We start from the raw sequence: 18,574 nt of genomic DNA, 5'->3' as shown, positions 1-18,574 counted from the left end.
CTGGCATCCCAGGCCACAACCCCACGGAGAGCCGGCATGAGCGCTTTCGATCTGACGCCCCCCACCGCCACGCAGACCGACGCCCTGGTCGCCGGGCTCAGCGCCGAGGAGCGCCGCGTGCTGCTGCAGCACGGCACCGAGGCGCCGTTCTGCGGGGTATTCCTCGACAACAAGCGCGAGGGCGTCTACTGCTGCCGGCTGTGCGCCCTGCCCTTGTTCCGCTCCAGCACCAAGTTCGATTCGGGCACCGGCTGGCCCAGTTTCTTCGCCCCGTTCGACCCGTCGCACGTGCGCGAGATCCGCGACACCAGCCATGGCATGGTCCGCACCGAGATCACCTGCGCCCGCTGTGGCAGCCATCTGGGCCACGTGTTCCCGGACGGTCCGCCGCCCACCTACGAGCGCCACTGCCTGAACTCGGTCTCACTTTCATTCACCGGCAACGGCGAGCCGTGGCCCGATCCGCTGCAGCGTGGCGGCGCGGAGGCCGGCGTGGCGGGCTGACACGCGCCGCAATGCCCCGCTGACCGACTTCACAGAATTCCCTCTTCAGAAACACCGGTGTCAGGCCGACAAGGAGATATCCCCCCTCCTTGCGTCGCGCCATGCTCATCATCGTTGGATTCCTGGTCGTCATCATCAGCGTGCTGGGCGGCTACCTCGGCGCACACGGCCGCCTTGGGGCGCTGTGGCAGCCCTACGAACTGGTCATCATCGGCGGTGCCGCGCTGGGTGCGTTCCTGGTCGGCACCCCGGCCAAGACGGTCAAGCAGACGCTGCAGGCCATGGTCGGCGTGTTCAAGGGCCCGCGCTACAAGCAGCAGGACTACATCGACGTCCTCAGTCTGGTCTACGAACTGCTCAACAAGGCCCGCCGTGAAGGCTTCATGGCGCTGGAAGACCATGTCGAGCGCCCGGCCGAAAGCGCGCTGTTCGGGAACTACCCGAAGGTGCAGGCCGACCACCACCTGATCGACTTCATCACCGACTGCCTGCGCCTGATGATCGGCAGCAACATCGAGCCGCATGAGCTGGAGCCACTGCTGGAGCTGGAGCTGGAAAAGCACCACGCCGAAGCGATGGCGCCGTCGCAGGTGCTGACCAAGGTCGCCGACGGCCTGCCCGGTTTCGGCATCGTGGCGGCAGTGCTGGGCATCGTCATCACCATGGGCTCGATCGGCGGCGACATCGTCGAAGTGGGTGGCCACGTGGCCGGCGCGCTGGTCGGCACCTTCCTCGGCATCCTGCTGGGCTATGGCTTCGTCGGCCCGATGGCCTCGGCGATGGAAGCCCGTGCCGAGCAGGACAGCCGCATCTACGAGTCGGTGAAGACCGCCCTGCTGGCCTGCCTGCGCGGCTACAACCCGAAGATCGCGCTGGAGTTCGCCCGCAAGACGCTGCCGTCGAACGTGCGCCCGGCGTTCTCCGATTTCGAGCAGCACCTGAAGACGGTCAAGTAAGCCATGGCCGAGACCAAGCCCACCGTCATCGTCCGCCGGGTCAAGAAGGCCGGCCACGCTGCCCACCATGGCGGTTCGTGGAAGGTGGCCTATGCCGACTTCGTGACCGCGATGATGGCTTTCTTCCTGGTGCTGTGGCTGATGGCCAGCACCAGCAAGCCCGAGCGCGCGGCCATTTCCGAGTACTTCCGCAACCCCAGCCCGCTGGTCGGCTCCAGCGCGACGCCGGCGCCGGGCATGGCCGGGCCGGGCGGTGCCAGCACCTCGATGATCAAGCTCGGCGGCGCCACCGATGTTTCGCGCGGCAACAGCAACGATCCCTTCCAGAACCAGCAGAAGTCGATACCGCAGCCGGTGGACGAGCAGCAGCGCGACAAGCAGCAGCTGGAAGCGCTGATGAAGGAACTGCAGGAAGCGATCAGCCGCAGCCAGGCGCTGGAACCGTTCAAGGACCAGCTGCTGCTGGACCTGACCCCGGAAGGCCTGCGCATCCAGATCGTGGACAAGCAGAACCGGCCGATGTTCGACCTCGGCAGCGCCACCCTGAAGCCGTACACGCAGCAGATCCTGCACGAACTGGCCGAGTACCTGAACCACGTGCCGAACCGGATCAGCCTGACCGGCCACACCGACATCACTGCCTATTCGGCCGCGCGCGGTTACGGCAACTGGGAACTGAGCGCCGACCGCGCCAATGCCGCGCGCCGCGCGCTGATCGATGGCGGCCTGGAAGACAGCAAGATCACCCGCGTGGTCGGCTTGTCTTCGTCGGTGCTGTTTGACAAGGCCGATCCGCAGAACCCGATCAACCGCCGCATCAGCATCGTGGTGATGACCAAGGCCGCCGAGGAAGCTGCGCTGGCCGGCGCCGGGCCGCAGGTAGGCCTGTCGGCAACCACCGTGGACCCGGACGTGCAGGCCGCGCAGGGTGAGACCGGGGTCGGATCCCGTTCCGCAGGAAAGGGCGCTGCCCCCTGACCCGTCTTCGCCGGGCATGGCCCGGCGCTACCGCATCCGGGCACACCGAGGTAGCGCCGGGCCATGCCCGGCGAGCGCGCAGCGCGGCACCCAGTACAATGGCGGTCTTTCCGACTCCAGGTGATCACACCCCCATGTCCAAGTTGTCCAAGGCCAAGCGCGACAAGCGCAAGAAGCAGCAGGCCAAGCGCCCGTTCCTCCGTCTGAACGCCCAGCAGCAGGTGCAGAACCATGCCGTGCTGGTGAACGAGGACGGCCAGGCCGTGGCCGCCATCGGCCTGCAGGGCCGTGAGTGGCTGCTGGCCATCGGTGGCCAGACCATGGGCAACGCCGACAACCCGGTGCCGATGCTGGCCATGCTCAAGCACCTGTCCAACGTGCAGGAAGCCGAAGGCCGCAAGGTCACCCTGGAATATTCCGAGCTGATGCAGAAGCTGCTCGACACCCTGGCCGCCGAAGCGGGCCAGACCGCCGAGGAGTACCTGGACAAGCTGGTGGCCGAGTTCGCCAGCGAGCAGGCTGAAGATGCAGCCGCTGAAGGCGAAGCGTCCGATGAAGCGGCTACGGACACTGCCGGCGCCGAAGGCGCTGCCGACGCCGAGGCCGCTACGGCCGCCGACGCCGACGGCAAGCCGCAGGCCTGATCCGGCGGCGGCGGTGTCGGTCTACGTCGATGACGCGGTGCATCCCTGGCGCGGTCAGCGCTGGGCGCACCTGATGGCCGATACCCTGGCCGAGCTGCACGCAATGGCGGCGCAGCTCGGCATTCCTCCACGGGCCTTCCAGAACAAGGCCAGCGGGGCGCATTACGATGTCACCGCCGAGCTGCGTGCGCAGGCACTCGCGCTGGGTGCGGTCGCCATCTCCCGGCATGTGGACCGGGCGCAGGTGAAGGCGGTGATCGCCAACGCTAGGGCGCAGTACCAGCCGTAGGCTGGTACGGGTAGCGCCGGACCGCGACCGACGAGCGCGCAGCACGGCGAGAAGCCGCCGGGCATGCCCGGCGCTACCGGTGAATCTCAGAACGGGTCGCTGCCCAGGCGCACTTCCACGTTCAGCAGCGAGCACAGCGCCAGCAGGGCGTCGTCATCGCGGGTCAGCGCCATCCAGCCACTGAAGCCGTCGTTGCCGGCATCCACGCTCCACAGCGTGTAGTTGTGCTCGCGCAGGCGGTCGAAGGCGGTGCTCATCAGCTGCACGCCGTCCAGGTCCGCCGCGAAATCCTCGTCGTCCAGGTCGCCACCCCAGTCCAGCTGCAGGTTGAAGCGCGCCGACAGCTCGTTCACCGCCGACTGCAGCGAATCGAAATCATCACGCTCGACCTCGAAGCCCGACTGCCAGGCGATGGCCGTGAACAGCGCCGGCAGCCAGTCGCTGTCGGCTTCCAGCGGCTGGCCGTCCTCGGACAGATGCTCGCGCCAGCGGTTGAACTGCTGCAGGGCCAGCTCTTCGTCACCGGGGTTGATCAGCACGAGCAGGTTCCAGACCCGCGCCTCGAAGTCGTCCTCGTCGAAATCGTGGGCGTCTTCCTCGAAGTCGAAATAGTCGCTGTTGTCAGGCATGGCGGAACGTCCTCGGGAGCAGGGGGGCATTCTACGGTTTATCCTGTACTGCTGAAGCCGGCCGTGGTGGCCGTCACTGTGAATGAAGCGATGAGCGATACCCCTCCCGACCACCTGGCGATCAACCCGGCCAGCCCCTTCCACGATGCGCAGGCCCTGGAGCGCGGCGTCGGCGTGCGCTTCAACGATGTCGAGCGCGACAACGTCGAGGAATACTCGGTCAGCGAAGGCTGGATCCGCGTGCAGGCCGGCAAGGCTCGTGACCGTCGCGGCAACCCGATGACCATCAAGGTCAAGGGCAAGGTCGAGGCGTATTTCCTGGAACAGAAGCCGGAGTAACCGGCCGTCCCGGGGCGGGGTCAGATCCCTTTCCTGCGGAAAGGGATCTGACCCCGATCGGCAGCCCGGTCGGCATACCGTTCACTCGCGCTTGCGCGATTCCAGCAGGTCGAGGTTGCGGATCAGCCGCCGTGCGATCTCGTCCGACACCACGCCGCGGCGGGTCAGCCGGAACAGTTCCTCGCGTTCGGCATTGAGGCCGGCGCTGCGCAGCTGGCGGTAGCCCATCTCCATCCGGTTCACCTTCTCCGGGTCCACGTCGGGGTTGTCGCGGTCCAGATGCCGCTGATACAGCAGGCTCACCCGCGATGCGGCGTCGTTGTACAGCTGCACGTTCTCGGTGTTCTGGTTCAGCACCAGCTGCTGGCGCATGCGCTCCACGCCCGCCAACGCGGCCTTCGAGGACAGCTTGCGGGCGAGATCCTCTTCCTTGCGCTCACCCGAATCGGCCGGCAGCTGCAGACCCTTCAACAGCTGCGGCAGCGCCACGCTGGCGCCGACCAGCGAGCACAGGATCACCGCAGCAGCCAGGAAGATCACCAGGTCGCGTGCCGGGAACGGGCTGCCATCGGGCAGGAACAATGGCAGCGTCAGCACGCCGGCCAGGGTGATCGCACCACGCACACCCGCCACCGAGGTGGCCACCACGATGCGCCAGTTCGGTGCCTCGCCACGCTCCAGGCCACGGCGACGCGCACGCAGCAGGTTCCAGCGCAGCGACAGCCACACCCACAGCAGGCGCAGCGCGATCAGCGTCGCGTTGATCACCAGCACGTACACCAGCAGCCACCACGCGCTCTGGTGGCCGCTCTCGTTCATTGTGGTAGTGGCGCGTTCGACGATGCCCGGCAGCTGCTCGCCCAGCAGCACGAACATGATGCCGTTGAAGCTGAACTGCAGCATGTTCCAGACGCCGGCGCGCTGCACGCGCATGCTGCCGGAGACACGGCCGGTCATTTCCACGTAGCTCATCGAAATACCCGCTGCGACCGCAGCGAGGATGCCCGAAGCATTGATCTCTTCGGCCAGCAGGTACGCCGCGAACGGGATCAACAGGTTGACCAGCATCGCCGCGCCCGGCTCTTCGCCGAAACGGCGCCACAGCCAGCGCTGGAACGTGGACACGCCCAGGGTGACCGCCACGCCGACGGCCAGGCCGGCCACCGCCACCCACACGAAGGTCAGCGAGGCGGTCGCCAACGAGAAGGTACCGGTCATCACCGCCGCCACCGCGAAGCGGAAGCAGACCAGGCCGGAGGCATCGTTGAGCAGTGACTCGCCTTCCAGGATGTGCATCAGGCGCTTGGGAATCGGTGCCTTGGCAGCGATCGCGCCGACCGCCACAGGATCGGTCGGTGACACGATCGCGGCCAGCGCGAAACACACCGCCAGTGGCATCACCGGAATCATCCAGTGGATCAGCAGGCCCGCGCCGATCACGGTGAACACCACCAGCCCGAACGCCAGTTCGAGGATCGCGCCCTTGTCGCGGAACAGGCCCTGCTTGGGAATGCGCCAGCCATCGAGGAACAGCAGCGGCGGCAGGAACAGCAGGAAGAACACTTCCGGTTCCAGTGCATGACCGCGGTTGAATACCCCGGCGATCACCGCGCCGAGGCCGATCTGCACCAGCGGCAGCGGCAACGAGAATGGCAGGACGCGAACCAGGTAACCGCTGGCGACAACGGCCACCAGCATCGCCAGGACGACTTCGATGGTGTGCATGCTTCTTCCACAGGAGCGGCGCGTGGGGCCGGAAAAACCGGAGTGCGCCGGGGGACGGGAAAAAACTTAACACAGCAGGCCGCCACTGCGCCCAGCCATCTGAATGCGCGTCAGGACCGCGACAGCAAGCGCCGCCCGATCCAGGCCGGCGTGCTGGCCACGTCGTCATGCAGCACTGCCAACCGGCCCTGCACGTGTCCTTGTGCAGGGCGTTCCAGCCCTGGCAGCAGCGGCGGGGTCATGCCGCGTCCTGAGCGCGGTCGGCACCATCGAAGCGGTAGAGGTCCATCGCCAGGAAGCCGGCATCGACACCCGCATCGATGCGCTTGGCACCGAAGCCACCCTCCCCCGCCGCACCCATCGCAAAGTACAGCGGCAGCAGATGCTCATCGGTGGGATGCGCACGCTCGGCGAACGGTGCCTGTCGGCGGTAGTCGAACAGAGCATCGCGGTCATTGGCGGCCAGCCGCTGCTCCACCCAATCGATGAAGGGGCGCACGTAGGGCGCTTGCTTGCCGTCCTGGTAGTGGCCCCAGTCGTGCAGGTTGTGGGTGATGCTGCCCGAACCGATCAGCAGCACGCCCTGTTCGCGCAGCGGCGCCAGCGCACGGCCCAGCGCGAACTGATGCTGCGGGCCCAGCATCGGCTGGATCGACACCGGCACCACCGGGATGTCGGCCTGCGGGTGCAGCAGACGCAGCGGCACCCACGCGCCGTGGTCGAGGCCACGTTGCGGATCGAGTGCCACCGGCAGGCCGGCGGCGGCGATGCGGCCCGCCACCTCTTCAGCCAACGCCGGATCACCGGGCGCCGGGTACTGCAGCGCGAACAGTTCGCGTGGGAAGCCGCCGAAATCGTGGAGGGTGGGCGGCTGCGGATGGTTGCCGACCAGCGGCTGCCGGGCCAGCCAATGCGCCGAGGCGATGACGATCGCACGCGGCGTTGGCAGGTCGCGGGCCAGCTCGGCCAGCCGCACGCCGACCTGGCCCGGATGCAGGGCGGTCATCGGCGAGCCGTGGGAGATGTACAGCGAAGGCAGGCGGGACATGATCTTCTCCAATCACAGGAACAGGCAGCGGGCCGGGGGACGTTCAGCGCGAGCGCAGGGTCCAGCGGCCATCGCCCAGCAGGAACAGCACGACCAGGGCCAGCGCCCAGAACGCCGGGTATTCCCAGCCACCGCCAGCATTGGCGAAGCTGAAACCGTTGGCGCCGTGCACCGTCACGATGGTGCCCAGCAGCAGCGGCACACCGAGCAGGCCGATCCAGCGCGCGTAGATGCCGAGCAGCAGCGCTGCGGAAATCGCCAGTTCAACGGCGATGGTGAGGTAGCCCAACACGCCGGGCAGGCCCAGCGACTCGAAGAAGGCCGCGGTACCTGCCGGAGTGAACACCAGCAGTTTGGTCAGCGCATGGACCAGGAACAACACGCCCAGGGCCAGCCGCAGCAGGGTCGCGGCATACGGGGCGAGCGGGGACAGGGGGGCGGCGGTAGCGTTCATGGGGCACCTCGGCAGGGACAGGGCACAGGTTATTGCGCCCTCCATTGCCGATAAATACGATGAAACGACCGTATTTATTTCAGAAGGCGCAACAATGGACACCCTGGATGCCATGCGCGTGTTCGTCGCGGTGGTCGAACGCAACGGCTTCAGCGCCGCCGCACAGGTGCTGGACATGTCCACGGCCGGTGTCACCCGCCAGGTCGCCGCACTGGAAAAGCGCCTGTCCACCCGCCTGCTCCACCGCACCACCCGCCGGGTCAGCCCGACCAGCGCCGGTGCCGCCTACTACGCGCAGTGCGTGCGCCTGCTGGCCGAGTTCGATGCGCTTGAGGCCAGCATCGGCGCACAGGCGCTGGAGCCGTCCGGCACGCTGCGCATCAACGCACCGGTCAGCTGGGGCATCGCCCGCCTCGGTCCGTTGCTGGCCGGTTACCGCGAGCGCTTCCCACAGGTCGAACTGGACCTGGCGCTGTCCGACCGCCTGGTGGACATGGTCGAAGAAGGCTACGACGTGGCCATCCGCATCACCCGCGAGCCAGGCCCAAGCCTGATCGCGAGGCGCCTGGGCCAGTCGCGGATCAGCCTGTGTGCCGCACCGGCCTACCTGGCCGCACACGGAACACCGCAGGCCCCCGAGGATCTGCAGACCCACGCCTGCCTCGGCTACAGCTACTGGGCCGCCGGCGACCACTGGCCCCTGCAGGGACCGGGTGGCGAAGTGAAGGTTGCAGTGACCACCCTGCTGCGCGCCAACAATGGCGACGTCCTGCGCGAAGCGGCGATTGCCGGCATGGGCGTGATCCTGCAGCCGGACTTCCTGTTGCACGAGGCGCTGGCCGATGGCCGCCTGGTGCGCATCCTGCCCGGATGGGAAGCTGAGCCGATCGGCATCTTCGCCGTCTACACCAGCCGCAGCCATCTCGCCCCCAAGGTGCGCAGCTTCATCGACTACCTGGTGGAAACCGGGGTGTAAGGGCGCGTCCGCCGGGCATGGCCCGGCGAAGCGCGAAGCGCGCCCATGACACGGTAGCGCCGGGCCATGCCCGGCGAGAGCGAAGCGCGGCCTAGGCGACAACCTCATCCAGCTGCGCGATGATCTTTTCCAGCGGTGCCGGCCGTCCCAGCAGGTAGCCCTGCACCTGGTCGCAGCCATGTGCGGCCAGCCAGTCCAGCTGCCCCGGCGTTTCCACGCCCTCGGCGATGATCGTCAGCCCCATGCTGTGGCCCAGCGACAGCAGTGCCCGGCAGATCGACGCGTTGCGGGGATTGGTTTCCACGTCGGCCACAAAACTGCGATCGATCTTCAGGACGTCCAGCGGCAGGTGCTGCAGGTAGGACATGCTCGAGTAGCCGGTACCGAAATCGTCCAGCGACACGCGGATGCCCTGCTCGTGCAGGCGCTGCATGGTCTGCATCGCCTGTGCCGGCTTGCGCATCAGGCTGCTCTCGGTCAGTTCCACGTGCAGTGCACCACGGGCCAGGCCGAAATCCTGCTGCGCGCGGGCGAACTCGGCCACCAGATCGCTGTTGAAGAACTGCACCGCCGACACATTGACTGCGATCGACAGCTCGCCCCAGCCGGCTTCGACCAGACGCCGCTGCGCCTGTGCCGCTGCGCGGATCACCCAGCGTCCCAACGCCAGGATCAGGCCGGTGTCCTCGCACAACTGGATGAACTCGCTGGGCGGGATGAAGCTGCCATCGGCCTGCGGCCAGCGCAGCAGCGCCTCCAGCGACGCCGGGCTGCCATCGCTGGCGTGCCGGATCGGCTGGAAGTACAGCTGGAATTCGTTGTCGATGGCCGCGTGGATGCGCCCGGCCAGGCGCAGGCGGTCGGCCAGGCGGATGGTCACCGCCGCATCGAACCAGGCCACCACGTTGCCTTCAGCGCGGGCCGCGTGCGCCGCCTGCGCGGCCATGCCGATCGACTGTTCGGCACTGTGGCCTGCATCGGCGTCATGTACGGCCACACCAATGCGGGGTTCGAACTGGTGCAGCGAATCCTGGCCGCGCATCGGTGCCGAGACGATCTGCAGCAGATCGTCCAGCACGCGCTGGGTGTTGTGTTCCGGCGCGATCGCCAGCACGAAATCCTCCGCCGGCTGGAACGCCAGCAGGCCGAAGCGCGCCCCCAGCCCGCCCAGGCGCGAGGCCATCGACTGCAGTACCGCATCACCGATCTCGCGGCCCAGCGTATCGGCCACCAGCTGCAGCCCGCGCAGCTGCACATAGGCGATGGTGTAGGCACCGGCCTGCTCGTCCAGCTGTTCGCTCAGTGCGCGCACGTTGAGCAGGCCGGTGGCCGGGTTGTGGCGTGCGTGATAGGCCAGGTCGCGCTCGTAGGCCAGCCTCTCGCTGACATCCTCGGCCAGCACCAGGCACGCGGGCTGGCCATCGAAATCCAGTTGCGACAGGTGCACGCGCACTTCGAACACCGTGCCATCCTTGCGCTGGTGCAGGCGCACCGCAGCGTCCTGCAGTTCACCACTGCGCACCTGCGCGATCGCGCCCTTGACCTCGTCCCAGCCCTCGCGTGGGCGGATGTCGAGGATGCTCATCGCCAGGAATTCATCGCGGCTGTAGCCGTACTGCTGCACGGCGGCCTCGTTGACCTCGATGAAGCGCAAGGTGTCCGGATCGAACACCCAGAACGGCGCGGGGTTGCGATCGAACAACAGGCGGAAGCGGCGTTCAACCTGGCGCATCTGCTCGCGTGCCTGGTAGCGCTCGCTGAGGTCGGTCAGTGCGCCGATCATGCGCCGCTGCCGATCGACCACCGCTACCCGCTGGCCACGCGCGGCAACCCAGCGAACTGCACCGCCGGGCAGCACCAGGCGGAATTCTTCGTCGAGTACAGCGTTGCCGGCGAAGGCCTGATCGAAGGCCTGCTGCATGCGTGCGCTGTCATCGTGGTGCACGCGGGCGAAGAATTCGGCCACCGGCAGCGCATCGGTCTGCACACCGAAGATCTCGCGCGCCAGCGGTGACCAGCGCAGCAGCGCAGCGTCTTCGTCGACATACCAGGTGCATACGCGGCCCACCTGATGGGCCAGGCGCAGCTCGGCGTGGCCGGTCCGCAGCTCTTCGGCCATCGACTGCTGCCGGTGCGTACTGCGGCGCACCGCGTACAGCAGCACCAGCAGCAGCGCCACGTAGGCCAGCATGATGGCAATCGCCGCCTGCAGATACGGCCACCACGGCTTCAGCACATCTTCGTTTGCCAGACCGACCTGCACCGCCAATGGACTGCGCTCAAGGGTGCTGATGGTGGAGATGCGCGGTATCTGGTCCACCGCGCCGGGAATGCTGCCCAGCTCGACCACTGCCTGCCGGCCCAGCAGCGTGCGTGCCGGCAGCGTGTAACGGCGGCCGACGGTGCCGTGCGGATCGGGCACACGGGCCAGCATGTAGCCATCGGCGTCGCTGATCGAGGCCAGGCCACTGGGCCCGACATCGAGACCGCCCACGATCCGCTGCAGTTCGCCGCAGCGCAGCCGTGCCAGCAGCCAGCGATCGCCAGCCATCGGCAGCGCCAGCGGCACCACCCAGCCACCGTCGCTGGCACGCTGCGGCGGCCCGATGTACAGCGCACTGCCCTGCCCCCGTCGCTGCGGATCGGTCCACAGTGGCAGCTGCAGGTCGCCCTTGCCGGCGGTCAGGGCGCGGCCATAGGTATCGAGCACGACAATGCTGTGCAGTTCGGCGTGCCGGCGCAGCACGCCGGCTATGGCGGCGTCCAGCAGCGCGGGCGCCTGCGCAGGCACCGTGCGGAACAGCTCGGCCGCATCGGCGGCGATGCCGGCCATCGCCCGTTCCAGGTTGCGCAGCTCCAGTGCCAGCAGGCGCTCGCTGCCTATCGCCAGCGCCCGGCTCTGCCGCTGCGCGGCTTCCAGCCGGCGCTGGTAATCGTTGGCCAGCATCGCGGCCAGGCCTGCCGCCAGCAGCACGCCCAGCACCACGCCGCCCCAGGTAATGGCACGCAACGGCCGGGCCAGCGCGTGTCTCAGCGCCGGCATCGGTCGGTCTTCCCTGTGCAGTCGGCTGGCTTCATGCGCGAACGATTCCTCCACATCCCCGACCTCAACGGCCGGCGGACGCCATTCTTGACGCCTCGACCCGTCCTGCATGCGCCCTCCCCCGGGTGCTGCAGACATCCAGCCCGCAGCATGCACCACGCCGGTGACCGCGTGAAGATCGCTGCGGCGTGTTCAGCCAGATCACGCACAGTGCTGGCCCTGTCGAGCACGTCCAGCCGGCCCGCAGCGGATTAGACTTGGAGTTTTCCGCCGCAAGAGAAGTCCATGTCCAAGCTGCGCCGCCCCACCCTGGCACTGGCCATCGTTGCCAGCCTGTCCCTGGCCGCCTGCGACCGCCCGGCCGATCCGGCCGCCGGCACCGCCGCACCGGCCGAGGCGACACCCGCTGCCGCCAAGCCGATGCTGGGCAGTTTTGGTTTCGATGCCAGTGGCATGGACCGCAGCATCGCCGCCGGTGACGACTTCTTCGGTTTCGCCAACGGCAGCTGGGTGAAGAACACCGAGATTCCGGCCGACCGCTCGCGCTTCGGCAGCTTCAACGTGATTGCCGAGAAGACCCAGGCCGACACCCGCGCGATCCTGGAAGGCGCTGCCGGCAACGCCCAGGCCAGCGGCGAAGACAAGCTGATCGGCGACTACTACGCCGCCTACATGGACGAGGCCGGCATCGAGCAGCGCGGCTTGGCACCGGTGCAGCCGCAGCTGAAGAACATCGATGCGATCGCCGACAAGGCCGGCCTGGCCCGCGCCCTCGGCGGCGACGTGCGCGCCGACGTCGACCTGCTCAATGCCACCAACTTCTACACCGACCGCCTGTTCGGCCTGTGGGTGTCGGTGGACCTGCTGCAGCCGGACCGTACCGCGCCGTACCTGGTGCAGGGCGGCCTGGGCATGCCGGACCGCGATTTCTACCTGGGCGGTGGCCGCATGGCCGACCTGCGCAAGCAGTACCAGGCCTACATCGCGCAGGTGCTGCAGCTGGCCGGCGTGGCCGACCCGGCCGGCAAGGCGCAGCGCATCCTCGCCCTGGAAACGAAGATCGCCCAGGCGCATGCCACGCAGGAAGAAACCAATGACGTGACCAAGGGCGCCAACCCCTGGACCCAGGCCGACTTCAACGCCAAGGCCCCGGGCATGGACTGGGCCGCGTTCCTGGGCGCCGCCAAGCTTGGCCAGCAGCAGGACTTCATCGTGTGGCAGCCCAAGGCCGTGGCCGGCCTGTCCAAGCTGGTGGCCACCGAGCCGCTGGATGCCTGGAAGGACTACATGACCTTCCACGCGCTGGACCGCGCCGCTGCCTACCTGCCGAAGAAGTTCGCCGATGCGCGCTTCGCCTTCCACGGCACCGCGCTGAGCGGTACGCCGCAGCAGAGCGACCGCTGGAAGCGTGCCGTGGATGACGCCAACCATGCCGTCGGCGAGGCCATCGGCAAGCGTTACGTCGAAAAACACTTCGATGCGAAGACCAAGGAACGTGCCGACGAGATGGCCAAGAACATCATCGCCGCCTTCGCCAAGCGCATCGATGCACTGGCCTGGATGTCACCGCAGACCAAGGCCAGCGCCAAGGCCAAGGTGGCCGGCCTGACCGTGGGCATGGGCTATCCGGACAAGTGGCGCGACTACACCGGCCTGGACATCCGTCGTGATGATCCGCTGGGCAATGCGCAGCGCGCCGAGCTGTTCGAGTACCAGCGCAACATCGCCAAGCTGGGCAAGCCGGTCGACCACAGCGAGTGGGCGATGCTGCCGCAGACCATCAACGCGATGAACGTGCCGCTGGAAAACCGCCTGGTGTTCCCGGCGGCGATCCTGCAGCCGCCGTTCTTCGACGGTGCCGCCGACGACGCAGTGAACTACGGTGCGATCGGCGCGGTGATCGGCCACGAAATCAGCCATGGCTTCGACAACGCGGGTGCGTTGTTCGACGACACCGGCAAGCTGCACAACTGGTGGACGGCCGAAGACCTCAAGCAGTTCAACGCAGCCGGCGATGCACTGGCCGCGCAGTTCAGCAGCTACGAGCCGTTCCCGGGTGTACATGTGAACGGCAAGCTGACGCTGGGCGAGAACATCGCCGATGTCGCCGGCCTGGGTACCGCCTACGACGCCTACCAGCTGTCGCTGCAGGGCAAGCCGGGCCAGACCCTGGAAGGTTTCAGCCCGGACCAGCGCTTCTTCCTCGGCTTCGCCCAGGCCTGGCGCAGCAAGAGCCGCGAGCAGGCGCTGCGCAATTCGCTGCTGACCGACGTGCATGCACCGGGCCAGTTCCGCGCGTTGACGGTGCGCAACATCGACGCCTGGTACCCGGCGTTTGAAGTGAAGGAAGGCCAGAAGCTGTACCTGGCCCCGGACAAGCGGGTCAAGGTGTGGTGATGTAACGCAGACGGGCGCCGAAAGGCGCCCGTTTTATTTCCATGGGTAGACGCCAACCTCGGTTGGCAGTTTTTCGCCATCCACACGTGGCGTGGATGGGCACCGCGGCAAGGCGCGCCAACCAAGGTCGGCGCCTACCGGGGCAATGCCGGCCACTCGCGCAACGATTCCACCGGCACACCCACGCGGGCGCAGGCGCGGCTCGCCAGGCCGTCGGGCAGCGCGCGGCGGAACAGCGGCGCCATGCCCTGCATCAGCTTCGCCGAAGCTGCGGCCTGCGCACGCTGGCGCGTGCTGCGCTCGAGCATGCCCTCGGCCCAGTCCGGCAGCAGCGCGGCACCGGCACCGAGGAAGATCTCGCGCGACAGGCCGGGCACCGGCACCGGCAGGCGCACGCCGGACAGCACCTGCAGCACTTCGCGGGAGCGTTCGTCCACCACCAGCTCCGGCTGCCGTGCACAGAAATACGCATCCACTTCCGCTGCACTGCGTGGTACGTCCACCGCGCCCAGCGCTTCGGCCACGCAGCGGTACTCGTCGTAATAGCGGTCGGCGATCGCGGCAGGCACCTCGCGCCCGTAGCGGCGATAGCCCTGCAGGAAGCCGTAGGCCTCGGTGACGTGCACCCACGTCAGCAGGTGCGGATCATCGGCGGCATACGGCTCACCCTGCGCGGTATGCCCGCGGATCTGCGCGTGGATGCGCCGCACCTTGGCCACCAGCGCTTCCACCTCGCGCGCCGGCGCGTAGCTGGTGCCGGCCACGAAAGCAGTGGTACGGCGCAGGCGGCCGACCAGGTCCTGGCGGAAATTGGAATGATCGTAGACACCGGCCAGCGCGCGCGGATGCAGCGTCTGCAGCATCAGCGCACACAGACCGCCGGCCAGCATCGAGGGCAGCTCAGCGTGCATCCGCCAGGTCACGCTGTCCGGCCCGAACCAGCCGGGATCGCCCAGTGGATGGTCGTAGTCGATGCCGCTCTGGCCACGCGGAAACGCATCCAGGACCCAGCGCCGGATCGGCGCGGTGACGGGGCGGGAAAGACGGTGCAGCAACGGCGGCATCACGGGTCCAGATCGGCGGAGGGACGGACCGCGTCCTGCGCGGTCCACCCCGATTCTGGTCGATCACGACCGGCACAGCGAGCCCATCCGCTCAGCGTCGGTTTCATGTGCGCGCGCAGCACATTTCACCCTGCGACATCTTGTCGCAGGCCACGCGGGCAATGCTGCGTCGCACCAATATTCACCTGTTCAGGCTGAGCCCTTGTGCCGCGTGGCCTTGAGGCCATTGCACCGCTCGCTGGAAGTGCTAGAACTGAACCCGCCACACCGTCCACTGCAGATCGCCGCACGTTCCACAAGGAGCCAGCCATGATTGCTTTGTTCAAGGGTTTGGGATTACTGCTTCGCGACAACGAGCTCTACAGCAGCCCGTTCGAAAAACAGGTCGCGCACTGGCGCAGCCTCAGCGAACAGCAGATCCGCGATGAAGTGGCGGTGCTGGCCCAGGCCAAGTGCCAATGGCTGATCACTTCGATCGTCGGGTGGCAGGCAGCTTCGCTGCTGATCCTCGGCCTGATCACCAATTACCTGTGGCGCGACGATTACCACATCACCTTCACCCGCGTGGTCGTGGTGTTCGGCTCGTGGATCTCGATCCTGTTCGTGATCTGGTTCATGGCCAACATGTTCGACCGCACAGCGGGCTTCGAACGCTGGATGAAGGCCTTCAACAGCCGCGCGCGCATCACCTCCAAGGCCGACAGCGTCGAGCACGTGGCCGAAGCGCTGGACCTGGCTGAACACTATCCCGAAGTGCTGGACTACAAGCAGGCGGTCACCGCCAAGCGCGAGCTGCGCCACGAGGACATCCGCATCATGACCGAGATCGGGCGCATGAAGCAGCACTCCGAACTGGTGGGTCGCCTGAATCATGTCGGTGAAACCGAACACCATCACGACATGACGCTGCAGCCGGCTTACTGAGCCGAACGCAATCCGGGGGGAGCCGCAATGCCACCGTGCTCAGTCACGGTGGCATTGTTCTTCCTGCACGTCGCTGACGCACTGGCGGAAGTCCTTCGGCAGGCCACTGACCTGCTCGGTCTTGCCTGCGGCCACCGCGAACCGGCGCAGCGGCGGCGTCGCGCAAGCGGTGTCGGTGCTGCAGCCCGGCGCCAGCACCAGGTAATGGCATTGGCCACTGCTGCTGGCGATGCATTCGAAACGCGCCACGCCATCGACCACCGTGCTCTTGCTGTACAGCGTGTCCACGCCATTGGCATTGGTGCGGGTGATCGACGTGTTGCTGGACTTTTCGCAGCCGGCGATGGCCAGCACGGCGAGACCTACAAGCAGGATACGGCGCATGTTCGTTCCTCGGTGGATGGCAATGGCTGCGGCTACATGCCGCGGAACAGGCTCATGAACGGCTGGCTGACCACCAGGGTTTCGGCACGCTGGCGCAGGCGCAGCACGCCACGGCCGGTATCGTCGCGGCTGACGGCTGCCACCGCCTTCATGTTGACGATGGTGGAGCGATGTACCTGGCGGAAGTGCAGCGGATCGAGCACTTCCAGCAGCTCGCGCAGCGGTGTGCGCAGCAGGCTTTCGCCGGCGGCAGTGACCACGGTGGTGTACTTGTTGTCAGCACGGAAATAGATCACATCGTCGAGCATGATCAGCTGCGTATCGCGGCCATTGCTGGCGGTGATCCAGGCCAGGGGCGGCCGATCATTGGCGGCCGGGCCTGCACCCAGACGCTGCAGCAGGCGCTCCAGCACCGCATCGTCCTGGCGCGTGGATGGCAGCCGCGAAAGAATGCGATCGCGCGTGGCCAGCAGCCGTTCGTCACTGACCGGCTTGAGCAGGTAATCCATCGCGCCCTGCTCGAAGGCATCGATGGCGTACTGGTCGTAGGCGGTGACGAACACCACCTGCGTGCGCGGGCTCAGTTCGGCCAATGACCGCGCCACTTCGATGCCGCTGATGCCGGGCATGCGGATGTCGAGGAAGGCGATGTCCGGCTGCCTCTCGGCCAGCTGTTCCAGCGCACTGGCACCGTCCTCGCATTCGGCCACCAGCTTCAGCTCCGGCCACAGCCGCCCGAGCTGTTCGACCAGCGAGTGCCGCAGCAGCTCCTCGTCTTCGGCAATCAGCGCTTCAAGCGGCATGGCTGGGCTCCTTGGCCGACTGCGGCAGGGTCATGGTAGCGGCTACACCACTGGGGAAATTGGCCACGATCGCCACTCCGGCCTGCTCGCCGCAGGTCAGGCGCAGGCGCTCGCGCAGGTTCTTCAGGCCGATGCCGGTGCCGCTGGTGCCCTGTCCGAAACCGAGCCCATCGTCGGCGACCGTCACGGTGACATGGTCATCGAAACCACGCGCGAGAATCCAGATCGTGCCGCCGCCGGGCTTGGGCTCCAGCCCGTGCTTGATCGCATTCTCGACCAGGGTCTGCAGCGCCATCGCCGGCATCTTCACTTCGTGCAGCTCGGTGGGCACCTGCACTTCCACCGCCAGCCGTGCGCCCATGCGGATCCGCAGGATTTCCAGATAGGCGCGGGTACGTTCCAGCTCCACGCCCAGCGTGGAAACCGATTCATCCACCTGCGGCAGCGAACTGCGCAGGTACTGGATCAAGTGGCCGAGCATCTGCTCGGCGCGTGCCGGGTCGGTGCGGGTCAGCACCTGTGCATTGGCCAGCGAGTTGTACAGGAAGTGCGGCTCGACCTGCGCGTGCAGCAGGTTCAAGCGCGCGACCGACAGTTCCTTTTCCACCTGGGTCTGTTCGGCAGCGGCCTGCTCGTCGCGGCGCTGGTCGGCCACGCGGCGGCTGATCGCACGGGTCACCGCTTCGGCGTTCTCATAGTTGCTGCCTTCATCCAGTGCCAGCAGATCGGCCCACCAGCCGGCGTCCGGTTCGAACAGCAGGGTCACCGTGCTGGTGCCCTGCCCCGGCGTTACCGTGGCCAGCACGCTGTTGCGTTTGATCGCCAGCCGCGCCGGCAGGTTCCAGCGCGACGGTTGCCGGCCGTTCCACAGGTCGACGCGCCGCACATAGGCACGTACCTGCAGACTGCCGGCAGAACTCTCCACCTCTTCCACCCGCGGCAGTTCGCCGACGGCAGCCTCGACCACTGCGAAGGCCTGGCCGGCATCCATCGGCAGTTCGATCTGCCGGCGCTGGCGGCCGGACAAGGTGGCGCCATCGAGGCGACCGGCCACCAGCCAGACCCGGCGCACGTGAGTGATCGCGCTGCCCAGCGCGGAGATCATCAGGAACATCACCAGCAGCCCGAACACCCAGCCTGGGCCGTCGTTCATGCCGCTGAAGATGCCACTCCAGACCATGCCGGCAACGAACAGCGCCGCGGCCCAGGCCAGCAGATGACGGATGATGAGGGAGAAGCTGGCGATCACGGCGGCGCCTTGGTGGAAGGGGTGAGCCGAGCATAGAGCGGCCCTTCGGGCAAACAAGCGATGTGCGACGAAGACCGGGAAAGGGTGGATGGAACCGGTTCTGGTAGTGCCGGCCGCTGGCCGGCTCCCCATTGCTTCCGGAAGCATCACCGGGTTGCCGGCCAGCGG

The 18,574-nt window shown here is 67.4% G+C and carries 19 protein-coding genes; 9 read left to right on the top strand and 10 right to left on the bottom strand.

The features are described from left to right. The first annotated feature begins 36 nt into the window (after positions 1-36). The 5 genes from msrB to AC3WTC_RS10440 all read left to right on the top strand — a co-directional run bounded on the left by msrB (position 37) and on the right by AC3WTC_RS10440 (position 3,371). On the top strand, positions 37-504 hold the full coding sequence (gene msrB, locus AC3WTC_RS10460) for a peptide-methionine (R)-S-oxide reductase MsrB (RefSeq protein ID WP_025878406.1): 468 nt from the start codon (positions 37-39) through the stop codon (positions 502-504). 101 nt (positions 505-605) lie between these two features. Then, on the top strand, positions 606-1,460 hold the full coding sequence (gene motA, locus AC3WTC_RS10455; protein WP_012509934.1) for a flagellar motor stator protein MotA: 855 nt from the start codon (positions 606-608) through the stop codon (positions 1,458-1,460). Positions 1,461-1,463: 3 nt separating this feature from the next. Then, on the top strand, positions 1,464-2,438 hold the full coding sequence (motB, locus tag AC3WTC_RS10450) for a flagellar motor protein MotB (RefSeq protein WP_492711391.1): 975 nt from the start codon (positions 1,464-1,466) through the stop codon (positions 2,436-2,438). A gap of 134 nt (positions 2,439-2,572) precedes the next feature. Next, positions 2,573-3,082 (top strand): hypothetical protein, encoded by a 510-nt coding sequence (locus tag AC3WTC_RS10445; RefSeq protein ID WP_492711390.1) that lies wholly within the window; start codon positions 2,573-2,575, stop codon positions 3,080-3,082. 13 nt (positions 3,083-3,095) lie between these two features. Beyond that, positions 3,096-3,371 carry a DUF4031 domain-containing protein gene (locus tag AC3WTC_RS10440; protein WP_025878403.1) on the top strand — a complete coding sequence of 92 codons (276 nt, stop codon included), beginning with the start codon at positions 3,096-3,098 and terminating at the stop codon, positions 3,369-3,371. Positions 3,372-3,457: 86 nt separating this feature from the next. Here the strand turns inward: AC3WTC_RS10440 and AC3WTC_RS10435 are convergent, their stop codons facing one another. Next, the gene (locus AC3WTC_RS10435; RefSeq protein ID WP_025878402.1) at positions 3,458-4,000 is read right to left on the bottom strand and encodes a DUF6630 family protein; all 543 of its coding nucleotides are present in this window, start codon (positions 3,998-4,000) and stop codon (positions 3,458-3,460) included. Between the two features lie 90 nt (positions 4,001-4,090). Here AC3WTC_RS10435 and AC3WTC_RS10430 point away from each other — a divergent pair, with 90 nt between their 5' ends. Further along, complete coding sequence (locus AC3WTC_RS10430) at positions 4,091-4,339, top strand: DUF3297 family protein (RefSeq protein ID WP_025878401.1); 249 nt, start codon at positions 4,091-4,093, stop codon at positions 4,337-4,339. An 81-nt stretch (positions 4,340-4,420) separates the two neighbouring features. On the opposite strand, the gene AC3WTC_RS10425 is transcribed toward AC3WTC_RS10430, so the two are convergent. From AC3WTC_RS10425 to AC3WTC_RS10410, 4 genes are all read right to left on the bottom strand, one after another. Next, positions 4,421-6,064: a Na+/H+ antiporter gene (locus tag AC3WTC_RS10425; protein ID WP_025878400.1), complete on the bottom strand. Its 1,644-nt coding sequence runs from the start codon at positions 6,062-6,064 to the stop codon at positions 4,421-4,423. Between the two features lie 110 nt (positions 6,065-6,174). After that, positions 6,175-6,306 carry a hypothetical protein gene (locus tag AC3WTC_RS10420; RefSeq protein ID WP_264673968.1) on the bottom strand — a complete coding sequence of 44 codons (132 nt, stop codon included), beginning with the start codon at positions 6,304-6,306 and terminating at the stop codon, positions 6,175-6,177. After that, a complete protein-coding gene (locus tag AC3WTC_RS10415; RefSeq protein ID WP_025878399.1) occupies positions 6,303-7,112 on the bottom strand; it encodes a dioxygenase family protein in 810 nt (269 codons plus the stop codon). The genes AC3WTC_RS10420 and AC3WTC_RS10415 overlap by 4 nt, the downstream gene beginning before the upstream one ends. A 43-nt stretch (positions 7,113-7,155) precedes the next feature. After that, the gene (locus tag AC3WTC_RS10410) at positions 7,156-7,566 is read right to left on the bottom strand and encodes a DoxX family protein (RefSeq protein WP_025878398.1); all 411 of its coding nucleotides are present in this window, start codon (positions 7,564-7,566) and stop codon (positions 7,156-7,158) included. A 94-nt stretch (positions 7,567-7,660) separates the two neighbouring features. On the opposite strand from AC3WTC_RS10410, the gene AC3WTC_RS10405 reads away from it, so the two are divergent. After that, the gene (locus AC3WTC_RS10405) at positions 7,661-8,542 is read left to right on the top strand and encodes a LysR family transcriptional regulator (RefSeq protein WP_492711389.1); all 882 of its coding nucleotides are present in this window, start codon (positions 7,661-7,663) and stop codon (positions 8,540-8,542) included. 91 nt (positions 8,543-8,633) lie between these two features. Here the strand turns inward: AC3WTC_RS10405 and AC3WTC_RS10400 are convergent, their stop codons facing one another. Beyond that, positions 8,634-11,696, bottom strand: coding sequence for a bifunctional diguanylate cyclase/phosphodiesterase (locus tag AC3WTC_RS10400; protein WP_100435745.1), 3,063 nt, complete (start codon positions 11,694-11,696; stop codon positions 8,634-8,636). 174 nt (positions 11,697-11,870) lie between these two features. Between AC3WTC_RS10400 and AC3WTC_RS10395 the strand changes: the two genes are divergently transcribed. After that, a complete protein-coding gene (locus AC3WTC_RS10395; protein WP_492711388.1) occupies positions 11,871-13,982 on the top strand; it encodes a M13 family metallopeptidase in 2,112 nt (703 codons plus the stop codon). A gap of 134 nt (positions 13,983-14,116) precedes the next feature. Here AC3WTC_RS10395 and AC3WTC_RS10390 read toward each other — a convergent pair whose 3' ends face one another. Beyond that, positions 14,117-15,046 (bottom strand): oxygenase MpaB family protein, encoded by a 930-nt coding sequence (locus AC3WTC_RS10390; RefSeq protein WP_025878394.1) that lies wholly within the window; start codon positions 15,044-15,046, stop codon positions 14,117-14,119. Between the two features lie 309 nt (positions 15,047-15,355). On the opposite strand from AC3WTC_RS10390, the gene AC3WTC_RS10385 reads away from it, so the two are divergent. Further along, a complete protein-coding gene (locus tag AC3WTC_RS10385; RefSeq protein ID WP_025878393.1) occupies positions 15,356-15,970 on the top strand; it encodes a hypothetical protein in 615 nt (204 codons plus the stop codon). A 39-nt stretch (positions 15,971-16,009) separates the two neighbouring features. Here AC3WTC_RS10385 and AC3WTC_RS10380 read toward each other — a convergent pair whose 3' ends face one another. Genes AC3WTC_RS10380 through AC3WTC_RS10370 form a run of 3 tightly spaced genes read right to left on the bottom strand, consistent with a single transcriptional unit; the run spans position 16,010 to position 18,406 of the window. Then, entirely contained in the window at positions 16,010-16,354 is a 345-nt protein-coding gene (locus AC3WTC_RS10380; RefSeq protein WP_263930284.1) for a hypothetical protein, read from the bottom strand. A 32-nt stretch (positions 16,355-16,386) separates the two neighbouring features. Continuing rightward, positions 16,387-17,157 carry a LytR/AlgR family response regulator transcription factor gene (locus AC3WTC_RS10375; protein ID WP_309910928.1) on the bottom strand — a complete coding sequence of 257 codons (771 nt, stop codon included), beginning with the start codon at positions 17,155-17,157 and terminating at the stop codon, positions 16,387-16,389. After that, positions 17,147-18,406, bottom strand: a complete 1,260-nt coding sequence (locus AC3WTC_RS10370; RefSeq protein WP_032977067.1) for a sensor histidine kinase — start codon at positions 18,404-18,406, stop codon at positions 17,147-17,149. The genes AC3WTC_RS10375 and AC3WTC_RS10370 overlap by 11 nt, the downstream gene beginning before the upstream one ends. Between the last annotated feature and the right edge of the window lie 168 nt (positions 18,407-18,574).

The organism is Stenotrophomonas sp. FW305-C-20-S1, from assembly GCF_058783335.1.
Note: the sequence above shows the minus strand (reverse complement) of the source record. Positions and strands in the feature narration are given on the sequence as shown.